Here is an 11,020-nt window from a genome sequence, read left to right as displayed (position 1 = left end):
ACTGACCGAGGAGCGGTTTGGCTCGCGACCAGGCAGCCAGGACGGGTGAGGCGGCGGATCTGCCCCTGGGCAGGCACCGGCCGTCACTCGCGGCCGTCCGCCGCTGGGTACGGCTGGAGTTGACGGGCGAGGACACCGACGCCGTCGCCGATGTGTTGCTGGTGGTGAACGAGCTGGTCAGCAACGCCTACCGGTACACGTCGGAACCGTCGTTCCTGCGCGTCGTGGTGGAACCGCACAAGATCCGCATCGAGATCGCGCACGACGCCCGTGCCCATCCGCCGTTGCGCAAGGTGTCCCGCCCGCAGCGCGGCTACGGCCTGGTCCTGGTGGCCCGGCTGTCGGATCGCTGGGGGGTGGACAGGGCTCACGGTGGCACCGTGGTCTGGGCCGTTCTTCCCAGGGCGACGTGATGGAAGGCCGGCAGGTTTTATTCTGTGCGTTCTGGGGTACCGAGGCTCGTGCCTTGAATCAACAGGGTGCGGGGAGATGCTGATGGGTATTGCAGGACGGTCCACCGAACGACTGGACCTCGTCCTACCGGAGGGTGTTCTACCGCTCGCGAACGTGCGTGCGGAGGTTCGTCGTCTCCTGAGAGGAATGCACGAGAACGTCGTGGTCGACGTGATGGTCGTGGCCACGGAACTCGTGAGCAACGCCTACCACCACGCCGCCCCGCAGCGACGCGCGCGCATTCTGTGCCTGCCGGAGCGCGAGGTGGTGCGGGTCGAGGTCGACGACGGAACGCCCGGCCGGTTCCCGCAACTCGGCCGGATGGGGTTCCTCGGGCGCCGGCAGCGGGGTTTGTTGCTGGTCAACGGCCTGGCTCAGGTGTGGGGGCACAACCGGTTCCCGGACTCCAAGACCGTGTGGGCGGACGTGTCGACCGTCAGGTGAGCGTCCTGACGACGTAGGCGGCGGCTTCGGCGACGAGAGCCTCGTCGTACTTGGCGTCCGCGGCGGACTTGCTGGACATGATCGCGATCAGGACCGGCTCCCGGCCCGGCGGCCACACGACCGCGATGTCGTTGACCGTGCCGTGCTCCCCGGTGCCGGTCTTGTTCGCGACCCTGCTGCCCGCGGGCACTGCGGCCCGGACGCGTTTCGCCCCGGTGACCGAGCGTTCCAGCAGACCGGTCAGGAAGTCGCGCTTCGCCGGTTCGAGGGCGTCGCCGAGCACGATCCGCTGGTAGTCGGTGCCGAGTGAGCGCGGGGTGGCGGTGTCACGCGGGTCGCCGGGCGTGGCGGAGGTGATGGCGGGCTCGACGCGGTCCATGCGGGTCTCGGTGTCGCCGAGTTCGCGCAGGTACTTCGTGAGCTCCGCCGGGCCGCCGAGGTCGCGCAGCAGCAGGTTGCCCGCCGTGCCGTCGCTGTACCGGACCGCTGCGTCGCACAGGTCGCGCAGCTTCATGCCCGTTCGGACGTTCTGCCTCGTGATGGCCGAACTCTTCATGAGGTCGGCTTCGGTGTACGTGACGACGGTGTCCAAATGAGACATCGGGTTGCGGTGCAGCACGGCCGCCGCGGCAAGGCCCTTGAACGTCGAGCAGAACGCGAACCGTTCGTCCGCCCGGTGCTCGATCGTGCTGCCGTTGTCGCTCATCGCGTAGACGCCCAGCCGTGCGTCGAACTTCTTCTCCAGTTCGGACAACGCGTCGTGCCGCACGGGCGCCGCGCTGGTCGTCGTGGCCGGTGGTGCCGTACTGATCGGAGCCGGCGCCTGCGGGGCAGCGCATCCGGCGAGCGGGAGCAGGGCGAAGGTTTTCAGGACTGTGCGTCGGTCGGCCACCCGATCACACTACGTTCAACGATCGGGGCGGGGAGTGGCGCTCTAGGCTGGGGAAATGAAGGTTCTGTCCATCCAGTCGGTGGTCGCTCACGGCCACGTCGGGAATTCCGCGGCCGTGTTCCCGCTGCAGCGCATCGGGGTCGAGGTCGTCCCGATCCCCACGGTCAACTTCTCCAACCACACCGGGTACGGCGCCTGGCGCGGGCCGCTCATCCCGCCGCCGGACGTGGCCGAGATCCTGCTCGGGGTGGAGGAGCGCGGGATCTTCCCCCAGGTCGACGCCGTGCTGTCCGGTTACCAGGGCGGGGCGGGCATCGCCGACGTGATCATCGACGCGGTGCGCCGGGTGAAGGCCGCGAACCCGGCGGCGCTCTACGCGTGCGACCCGGTCATGGGCAACGCCAAGTCCGGCTGTTTCGTGGCTCCCGAGATCCCCGTGCTGCTGCGCGACCGGGTCGTGCCGGTGGCCGACATCATCACCCCGAACCAGTTCGAACTGGGGTTCCTGACCGGCACCGAGCCGGTGAGCATCGACTCGACGCTCGCCTCGGCCGATCTCGCCCGCGCGATGGGCCCGTCGACCGTGCTGGTCACGAGCGTCGAGCGGCTCGACCGGGAGGAGGGCACGATCGAGATGCTCGTCGTGGACGGCGCCGGGGCGTGGCTGGTGACCACCCCGCATCTGCCGTTCAAGGCCAACGGGTCCGGCGATGTCACGGCCGCGCTGTTCACCGCCCACTACGTGCAGACGAAGGACGCGGCGCTGGCGCTGGAGCGCACCGCGTCCAGTGTCTTCGACCTGATCGATCTGACCTACCGCTCCGGTGAGCGCGAGTTGCGGCTGGTGCAGGCCCAGGAGTTCTATGCGGCGCCGCGGATGCAGTTCAAGGCCGAGCAGGTGCGCTGAGCTGAAGGCCCTGCACCGTGAGGTGCGCGCGGTCGCCCCGCAGCACGACCCACGACCGTTCGACCGGCGCACCGCGGAGGTCGTGGTCGAGCCACGCGACCGACAGCACCGGTGTGGCGGGGCGGACGTCGAGCAGTCCGGCGACGCGGGGCGTGGCGAGAGCGGTGGTGCACCAGGGACACAGCTCGCCGAACCGGATCCCGTAGGCGTCGGAGAGGAACCGCCGCAGCGGGGTCGTGCCGTCGTAGCGCTCGGCGAAGCCGGGGAACCGCGACGCGCGCAGGTAGGTCGACCGCACGCCGACCGGTTCGTCCCGGCGCACGAGGACCGACTCGACGTTGATCACGTCCTGCGCGCCGATGGTCCTGACCGTGACCTGTTCGCGGGCGGCGAGGTCCTGCACCAACGCGTCGAGACTGAGTTGGTGGACCTGCTTGCGGGGCGCGACGGCGGTGCCCTGCCGGCCGGCCCCGCGGACGAGCCTGCCCTCCAGCACGAGCTCGTCCATCGCCTTGCGGATGGTGGTGCGGGACATGCCGAACACGTCCGAGAGCTCGCGTTCCGGCGGGAACGGGGTGTTGTCGGGCAGCTCGTTCACCAGGTCGAGCAGCCTGGTCTTGGCCTGGTAGTAGCGCGGGATCGCGGGCACACCCGGACGCTATTTCCGGCCGATAACCAGCGACTCATCGTCGGCGTCGGGCACGGAGCCGATCTCCCGGTAGATCCGGGCGGCTTCGTGCCGGTCCCCGCCGAGGTAGGCGACCGCGGCGTCCTTCCAGCGTGACCAGGACACCTCGGCGAGGCAGTCGGGGCCGTGGCCCGCGGCGGAGAGGACGATCGGCAGGCCGACGCCGATCGGGCCGGTGATCTGGCGGCCGCGCAGCAGGATGAGCAGTTCGCTGACCTCGGCCGGGTCGCCGTTCCGGAGCGCGATGCTGGCCTTCAGCGTCAGCGGGTGCTGCAACTCGCCGGGATGGCCTTTGCTCCTCGCGAGTTCCAGGGCCCGGTCCGCATCCTCGGCGGCCCCGGTGAGATCGCCGGTCAGCAACCGGACGCGGCCGCGGGCGGCGTGCAGGTGGGACTGGCCGGGGGAGCGGGCGATGGACTCGTCCACGTGCCGGAGGGCCTCCGCGTACCTGCCGTCCCAGAACAGGTCCAGGTACCTGGACGAGTCGAGCCAGGTGATCGTGTCGTCGTCGCCGTGCCGTTGAGCGGCCACCCGTGCCTCGGCTCTCACCGCGAGTCGTGCCTTGGCGTCGCCGAGCACGGCGTAGGCGGTGCCCGTGTTGAACAGGCACAGGCTGGGCGAGACGCCGGCCGTCCTGCGCTCGGTCACGGCCTGGCGCAGGTCACCGATGCCGTCCGGGTCGCCCTGCTTGACCCTGGCCAGTCCCAGGGCTTCCAGCGCGATGGCTCGTTCGACGCCGGTGGTACCTCGCAACGCCTCCCGCGCGGCGCTGACCGCGTCGTCCAGCCTGTCCACGAGCGTGAGGGAGTGCGCGAGGTACGCCTGCACGCCGAACACCCGCTCGTCCGGCCGGGCCAGCGCGAGGAACTCGATCGTGCGGTCGAGGTGCCGTTCGGCGGCCGCGTGGTCGCCCTGGTGCCACGTGGCGCGCCAGGACGCCCGGGAGGCCTCCGCCGCGCCCGCGAAGTTCTTGACACCGCAGTGGAGTTCGACGGCTTCGGTCAGTTCCCCGAGCCCTTCGCCGCTCCAGGCCAGGCTCGATCCCAGCAACGTGAGCAGGCCGGCCTTGTCGGGGTGGCCGGGCGGGCAGACGGCCAGCGCGGCTCGGTAGCACCGGATCGCGGTGTCCCTGGCGGCCAGTGCGGTGGCCCTGCGGCCCGCGTCGGTCAGGGCCGTCCGTGCCTTGCGGCCCATGATGTCGCACGGTTTCCCGGAGGCCTCGGCGATCCACACCGCCTCCTGGAAGTGGTACGCCAGCAGGGGAACGTGCTCCAGCGGCAGCGCCTGCACCCACTCGGCCGCGTGGTAGTGCTTCATCGCCTTGGTGCCACGCGGAACCCGGTCGTAGGCGACGTCGCGCACCAGCACGTGGCTGAAGGCGTACTCGGCCTCGCCGAAGACCCTGCTGGTCTGGCGCTTGAGGAAGTCCCGCTGTGCCAGCACCTCCAGGCTGCGCGCGATCTCGGCGGCGTCCCGTTCCGCGACGACCGCCACCGCGCCCGGCCAGACCGCCGGACCGAGGACCGCGGCGTCCTGCAGCACGGACCTCTCCGGCTGGGGCAACGAATCCAGCCGCGCGCCGATGACGGTCTGCACCGTCTCCGGCAGGGCGTCCGGGGCACCGTCGCGGAGCATGCGGACGTACTCGGCGGCGAAGAGCGGGTTGCCTGCCGCCCGTCGCAACAGTGTCGGCACGTCCGCCACCACGTCATGGCGGGCCATCAGGGTTTCGAGCAGCTGCGCGGTGTCCTCTTCGGACAGTGCGTCCAGCACGACCGACTCACCTCTGACCGGTGGCCCAGGGCGTGCGGTGAGGAGAACCAGCAACGGCACGTCGTCCGCGGTGTCGGCCAGTCCGTGCAGGAAGCCGAGCAGCAGGCCGTCGGCCCAGTGCACGTCCTCGACGATCACCACCAGCGGTTCCTCCGCGAGGTGCTCGACCAGCCTGCGCCACGCCATCAGCACGTCGCTGCCCTGCGGGCCGGCCCCGGCCAGCGCGCAGAGCTGCGTGACGAGCCACGGATCGTCGCTGATCGCTTGAATCTTGGCGGTGACCGCGGCGGCGTCGTCGGTGTCGAAGATCTGCGCGTGGCTCCGCACGATCTCCGCCAGCGGGGCGAACACGTCGTCGCGTGCGAACGGGGGCGTGCGGCCGGTGAGCGTCCGGCGGCCCGTGGCGAACTCGCGGACGAGTCTGCTCTTGCCCACGCCCGGCTCGCCGACCAGCGTGATCGTCCTCGGCCGGCTCGTCGCCCTGACCTGCGCGTATGTCTCGACGAGCACGGCCATCTCGCGCGAGCGGCCCACGAACGGCGCGTCGTCCCCGGCCGGTGTGAGCGCCCGGTCGGTCACGGGGCACGTCCTGACGTCGCCTTGCGCGGTCTGGGCGAGCAATCTCAGACCGGCGTCGAGCACCGTGCCGCCGACCTCGACGCGATCGCCGGACGTGACAAGCGCGGGCCCGGTGGACACCGCGGCGGCCGCCGGATGATCGCCGGTGATTTCGAACGCGGCACGCACGGCCCGTGCGGCGTCGTCCTCGCGGTTGACCGGCGCCCCGAACACCGCGCAGACCGTCGAACCGAGCGTCGTGACGGTGGTGCCACCGAGGTCCTCGACGTGCCTGAGCACTTGTGCGACCGCGGTTTCCAGCCGTTCGTCGGCGGCCTCGTCCGCTCCCGGCAGCTCCAGCCGGACGACGAGGACGCTGACCTTCTTGCGCTCCAGCATGGTCTGGGTAAGGGACGGGGTGGCCGCGAGAGCCGGGTCCTGGGTGAGGATCGCCCGTTCCAGCCCGGCCAGTTCGGGCCCGGGATCGATGCCGAGCTCGGCGGCGAAGCGTTCCCGCGCCGCACGGAAGACCGCGAGCGCGTCGGCCTGCCTGCCGGACCGGTAGAGCGCGAGCATCAGCTGCCCCTGCAGGCGTTCGCGCAACGGGTGATCGCTCACCAGCGCCTCGAGTTCCGCGATCACCTCGCGGTGACGCCGGCACGCCAGCTCGGCGTCGAACCTGTCCTCCACCGCCGCGTCCCGAAGATGTGTGATCTCCACCAGCGCCGGCCACGTGACGCCGTCCGCCACCAGGTCCGCGAGCACGGGCCCGCGCCACAACGCCAGCGCGTCCCGCAGGATCGCGGCGGTCTGCTCGGGCCCCGGCGCGGCCGAAGCGCGGTGGAGGGCGGCACGGAACCGGTGCAGGTCGACGCGGTCCGGTTCCGCGCGCAGCAGGTAGCCGGGCTTGCGGGTGACGATGTCGAGCCCGGCCTTGCGCAACGCCGACACGACGTTGAGCAGGATCCCGCGTGCCGTGGGCGGATGCCCGCCGGGCCACAACGCCGCCGTGAGCTCGCTGATCGACACCACGCGGCCCGCGTTGAGCAGCAGGAGACCCAGCGTCGCCCGGCGGGTGAACCCGCCGACCCGGTGCTCCCTGCCGTTCACGCGGACCTGCAGGGGACCGAGTACCGCGAACTCGACAGACATCGGTCTGGACCATACCGCCGATCACCGCGCCAGACGGGTGCCTTCCCCGCCGCTGCGCACTGAGACGGCGCTGAGAGCTTGTGGCCGCCGTGGTCCAGTGCCAAGTTGGACCGATGGGGCGAACAAAGGGGTTCGGGCTGCTGGTGGTGTGCGGGCTGCTGGCGGGATGTCTGGGGCAGACGCAGAGCGGTGATCAGGCGCGCAACGCCGGCGCCAAGGAGATCACGCTGACGATCGTCGCCAACGCGGCGGTGGGCGGGAAGAACGCGCGCGGGGCGAACTGGATCCAGAACTGGGTGATCCCGAAGTTCACGGAGATGCAGAAGGCCAAGGGCGTCGCGGCGACGATCAAGTTCGAGCAGAACGGCACCGGCGACGAGGACTTCAAGACCAAGGTCGCGCTCGACCTGAAGACCGGCGGTGGTGGCGACATCATCGAGATCGACGGCATCTGGCTTGGAGAGTTCGCGCAGGCCGGGCAGATCAAGCCACTCGACGAGGTCGTCGGCGACACCGGCTGGGACGGCTGGAACCAGATTCCCAAGGCCGTGCAGGGGCTCGGCGAGTTCGACGGCAAGCGGTACGGCGTGCCGATGGGCACGGACGGGCGCGTGCTGTTTTTCAACAAGAAGCTGTTCGCCCAGGCCGGGTTGCCCGCGGAGTGGCAGCCCAAGTCGTGGCAGGACGTGCTCGACGCAGGGGCGAAGCTCAGGACCCTCCAGGGTGTGACGCCGATCCAGCTCAACGCCGGCAGCGCGATGGGCGAGGCCACGACCATGCAGGGCGTGCTGCCCGCACTCGTGGGCACCGGCAGGCCGATCTACGAGAACGGGAAGTGGCAAGGAGATTCGGCGCAGGTCAAGGACGTCCTGACGCTCTACCAGAAGATCTACGGCGGCGGGCTCGGCGATCCCGTGCTGCAGCAGGAGGCCAACGGCCGGCAGCGCTCGTTCACGTTGTTCAGCGAGAACAGGATCGGCATCCTGCTGGAGAGCGACTACTTCTGGCGGTCCGTCGTGGAACCGAAGAACGGCGTGGCCGCGATGGCGGACCGCGACGCCGCCGTCGGCTGGGCGCTGGTCCCGGCCAAGGAGCCCAAGGCGGGTGTCGGCGGGCAGGACTTCGTGAGCATGTCCGGCGGGGGTGTGCGCGTGATCAACCCGAACACCCAGTACCCCAGGCAGGCCTGGGAGTTCATGCAGTTCCTCAACTCCGCAGAGGCCGTCAAGGAGTCGCTCGCCGGCACCGCACAGCTCACCCAGCGCCAGGACGTGAACGACCAGGTGCTCGGCGGCGACCCGATGCTGTCGTTCATCGCCGAGAAGGTCCTGCCGATCACCCGGTACCGGCCGGGCCTCGCCGACTACCCCAAAGTGTCGGCCGCGCTGCAACAGGCGACCGCGGACGTGGTGTCCGGCAAGAGCGCTGACGACGTCGCGCGGTCCTACAGAGAGGCGTTGGTGAAGGCGGTCGGCGAGCAGAACGTTGGATAGCTCCGGCCTGGGCGTCCGGCGCGCCGTCGGGTTCGTCGCGCCGGCGCTGGTCCTGATCGGGATCTTCCTGGTCTTCCCGGCGCTGTGGACGCTCTACATTGGCATCACGAACTACCAGCTCACCGGGCTCGCGGCGGCGAACCCCCAGGTGGTCGGGCTCGACAACCTGGCCGAGGCCGTCCGCGACCCGCTGTTCACCAACTCGCTGTGGCTCACGGCGTTGTTCGTGCTGTTCTCGGCCGTCATCGGGCAGAACGTGGTCGGCTTCCTGCTGGCGTGGCTGCTGCGCTCGGTGAGCCCGTGGCTGCGGCGCACGACCGAGGGCCTGGTGCTGCTCTCCTGGATCCTGCCCAGCACGGTCGTGGCGTTCCTGTGGTTCGCGGTGCTGAGCCGCGACACGGGCACCCTGGGCCTGCTGCTCGGGCAGCCGGAGACGTCGTGGCTGGTGCAGTACCCGATGACCAGCCTGATCATCTTCAACGTCTGGCGCGGCACGGCGTTCTCGATGCTGCTCTACACCTCGGCGTTGGCCGCTGTGCCGCCATCACAGCTGGAGACCGCGCGGCTCGTGGGCGCGTCGGGCTGGCAGACCGTGCGGGACGTGGTGTTCCCGCACATCCGCGGGCACGTGCTGACGAACACGCTGCTGATCAGCCTGTGGACGGCCAACGACTTCACGCCGTTCCTGCTGACCTCCGGTGGCCCGAACCACCAGTCCGAGGTGCTGCCGGTGCTGATCTACCGGCAGGCGCTGGAAGGAGGTCAGCTCGGGTACGCGTCGGCGATGTCGATGCTGCTGCTCCTGGGCAACCTGGCGATCGCCCTGGTGTACCTGCGGCTCCTGCGGAGGCGGGCGTGAGTCCTCTGTGGATCGTCCGGCGGATCGGCTTCTACGTGCTGATCACGGTGGTGCTGGCGTTCTTCGCGGTGCCGATGTTGTGGCTGGCCTCGGCGCCGTTCGACGCGAAGCCCGGACTAGGGTTGCGCTGGCCGGACTGGACGTTGCGCAACGTCGTGGCGACCTTCGAGCACCCGTACACGCTGACGTCGCTGGTGAACTCGCTGGTGCTGTGCGTGATCGCGACCGTGGTGACGACGGTCCTCGCGGCGCTGGCGGCCTACGCGTTGTCACGGGTGCGGATCCCCGGCCGGGACCTGCTGCTGTACCTGCTCCTGCTGTTGTCGAGCGTCGTCACGGGCACGGCCGCGATGGTGCCGATCTTCGTGATGATGCTGCAGCTCGGCCTGATCAACTCGCAGTTCGGCACGGCGCTGGTGCTCGCGGGCGGCATGCTGCCCGCGGCCATCTTCATCCTCAAGGACTTCATGGACGCCGTGCCGCGGTCGTACGAGGAGTCGGCGCGGGTGTTCGGCGCCTCACCCCGGCAGGTGCTCGCCCACGTCGTGCTGCCGGTCGCGCGGCCCGGTGTCGCGACGATCTTCGTGTGGGCTTTCGTCAACGCCTGGGGCAACTTTTTGCTGCCGTTCCTGCTGCTGCGCGACGTCGGCCAGCAGCCGGCGGCCGTGCTGCTGCGCACCCTCTACGACGAGGGCGGCAGCGCCAACCTGACGGTGATCCCGGTGTTCTCGCTGCTGTACTCGATCCCGGTGGTCGTGCTGTACCTGTTCGTGAGCAAGCGGTACGGGTTCCGATTCCACGGAGGCATCAAGAGCTGATGGCGGGTATCACTGTCGAGGGTCTGTCCACTGTGTATCCCAACGGGGTGCGGGCGGTGGACGCGCTGGACCTGGAGATCGCCGACGGCGAGCTGTTCGCCCTGCTCGGCCCGTCCGGCTGCGGCAAGACCACGTTGCTGCGCACGATCGCGGGCCTGGAGGGTGCCACCGACGGGGCCGTGGCGATCGGCGACCGCGACGTCACGCGGCTGCAACCCGGTGAGCGCCGGATCGCGATGGTGTTCCAGGACTACGCGCTGTTCCCGCACATGACGGTGTCGGAGAACATCGCCTATCCGCTGCGGGTGCGGGGCGTCGCGAAGTCCGTGCAGCAGGAGACGGCCGTGCGCACCGCCGAAGGGCTGAGCCTGGGCGCCCTGCTGGACCGGCGGCCCGGCCAGCTCTCGGGCGGTCAGCAGCAACGGGCGGCGCTCGCCCGCGCCGTTGCGGCGTCGGCCGAGGTGCTGCTGCTGGACGAGCCACTGTCCAATCTGGACGCAAGGTTGCGCCTGGAGGCGCGGACGTTCCTCAAGAAGCTGCAGCGCGAGCTGGCGCTGACGACGGTGTTCGTGACGCACGACCAGGCCGAGGCACTGGCGCTGGCCGACCGGATCGCGGTGATGGACGTAGGCCGGATCCGGCAGCTCGGCACGCCGCGCGAGGTGTTCCAGCGGCCCGCGGACACGTTCGTTGCCAACTTCATCGGCTCGACGCCCATGAACCTCGTGCCGCGCGGCTCGGAGATCATCGGCGTGCGGCCCGAATACCTGTCACCCGCTGCGGAAGGGCTGTTCACCGGCGAGGTGTCCATTGTGGAGAACCTAGGCGTGACGTCGCTCGTGACACTCGACTGCGGCGAGGACCAGATCGGCTACGTCGTGCCCGAGGACGACGAGCCCGCGATCGGCACGACGGTGACCGTGGACGCCCCGCCGGCGCGCGTTCTGCGTTACGACAAGGAGACCGGCCTACTCGTGAGGTGA

Annotated in this window: 10 protein-coding genes; 7 read left to right on the top strand and 3 right to left on the bottom strand. The window is 70.1% G+C overall.

From position 1 onward, the window contains the following. Window positions 1–17 precede the first annotated feature (17 nt). Window positions 18–413 carry an ATP-binding protein gene (locus IG04_RS0123345; protein ID WP_084401098.1) on the top strand — a complete coding sequence of 132 codons (396 nt, stop codon included), beginning with the start codon at window positions 18–20 and terminating at the stop codon, window positions 411–413. 76 nt (window positions 414–489) lie between these two features. Continuing rightward, complete coding sequence (locus IG04_RS0123340; RefSeq protein ID WP_338043568.1) at window positions 490–897, top strand: ATP-binding protein; 408 nt, start codon at window positions 490–492, stop codon at window positions 895–897. Here IG04_RS0123340 and bla read toward each other — a convergent pair. Then, window positions 890–1,789, bottom strand: coding sequence for a class A beta-lactamase (gene bla / locus IG04_RS0123335; protein ID WP_030478829.1), 900 nt, complete (start codon window positions 1,787–1,789; stop codon window positions 890–892). The genes IG04_RS0123340 and bla overlap by 8 nt on opposite strands. A 55-nt stretch (window positions 1,790–1,844) precedes the next feature. On the opposite strand from bla, the gene pdxY reads away from it, so the two are divergent. Further along, window positions 1,845–2,696: a pyridoxal kinase PdxY gene (gene pdxY, locus IG04_RS0123330; RefSeq protein WP_030478828.1), complete on the top strand. Its 852-nt coding sequence runs from the start codon at window positions 1,845–1,847 to the stop codon at window positions 2,694–2,696. Here pdxY and IG04_RS0123325 read toward each other — a convergent pair. Beyond that, window positions 2,674–3,345, bottom strand: coding sequence for a GntR family transcriptional regulator (locus tag IG04_RS0123325; protein WP_051770489.1), 672 nt, complete (start codon window positions 3,343–3,345; stop codon window positions 2,674–2,676). The genes pdxY and IG04_RS0123325 overlap by 23 nt on opposite strands. 9 nt (window positions 3,346–3,354) lie before the next feature. Continuing rightward, the gene (locus IG04_RS42785) at window positions 3,355–6,867 is read right to left on the bottom strand and encodes an ATP-binding protein (protein ID WP_036015508.1); all 3,513 of its coding nucleotides are present in this window, start codon (window positions 6,865–6,867) and stop codon (window positions 3,355–3,357) included. Window positions 6,868–6,980: 113 nt separating this feature from the next. On the opposite strand from IG04_RS42785, the gene IG04_RS0123315 reads away from it, so the two are divergent. The 4 genes from IG04_RS0123315 to IG04_RS0123300 are packed head-to-tail and all read left to right on the top strand — an operon-like array spanning window position 6,981 to window position 11,020. Next, a complete protein-coding gene (locus tag IG04_RS0123315; protein ID WP_051770487.1) occupies window positions 6,981–8,360 on the top strand; it encodes an ABC transporter substrate-binding protein in 1,380 nt (459 codons plus the stop codon). Then, window positions 8,353–9,219 carry a carbohydrate ABC transporter permease gene (locus tag IG04_RS0123310; protein WP_030478825.1) on the top strand — a complete coding sequence of 289 codons (867 nt, stop codon included), beginning with the start codon at window positions 8,353–8,355 and terminating at the stop codon, window positions 9,217–9,219. Before IG04_RS0123315 ends, IG04_RS0123310 begins: the two co-directional genes overlap by 8 nt. Beyond that, a complete protein-coding gene (locus IG04_RS0123305; protein WP_030478824.1) occupies window positions 9,216–10,037 on the top strand; it encodes a carbohydrate ABC transporter permease in 822 nt (273 codons plus the stop codon). The genes IG04_RS0123310 and IG04_RS0123305 overlap by 4 nt, the downstream gene beginning before the upstream one ends. Further along, the gene (locus IG04_RS0123300; protein WP_030478823.1) at window positions 10,037–11,020 is read left to right on the top strand and encodes an ABC transporter ATP-binding protein; all 984 of its coding nucleotides are present in this window, start codon (window positions 10,037–10,039) and stop codon (window positions 11,018–11,020) included. Before IG04_RS0123305 ends, IG04_RS0123300 begins: the two co-directional genes overlap by 1 nt.

This window comes from Lentzea albidocapillata, from assembly GCF_000719115.1.
GTDB classification, from domain to species: domain Bacteria; phylum Actinomycetota; class Actinomycetes; order Mycobacteriales; family Pseudonocardiaceae; genus Lentzea; species Lentzea albidocapillata.
The sequence above is the reverse complement of the archived record's forward strand: the minus strand, read 5'-3'. Positions and strand labels throughout refer to the sequence as shown.

Bases quoted from the DNA above. Each gene is read 5' to 3' on its own strand.
- pdxY (WP_030478828.1), top strand. From the start codon at position 1,845: ATGAAGGTTCTGTCCATCCAGTCGGTGGTCGCTCACGGCCACGTCGGG.
- IG04_RS0123340 (WP_338043568.1), top strand. From the start codon at position 490: ATGCTGATGGGTATTGCAGGACGGTCCACCGAACGACTGGACCTCGTC.
- IG04_RS0123315 (WP_051770487.1), top strand. From the start codon at position 6,981: ATGGGGCGAACAAAGGGGTTCGGGCTGCTGGTGGTGTGCGGGCTGCTG.
- IG04_RS0123300 (WP_030478823.1), top strand. From the start codon at position 10,037: ATGGCGGGTATCACTGTCGAGGGTCTGTCCACTGTGTATCCCAACGGG.
- IG04_RS42785 (WP_036015508.1), bottom strand. From the start codon at position 6,867: ATGTCTGTCGAGTTCGCGGTACTCGGTCCCCTGCAGGTCCGCGTGAAC.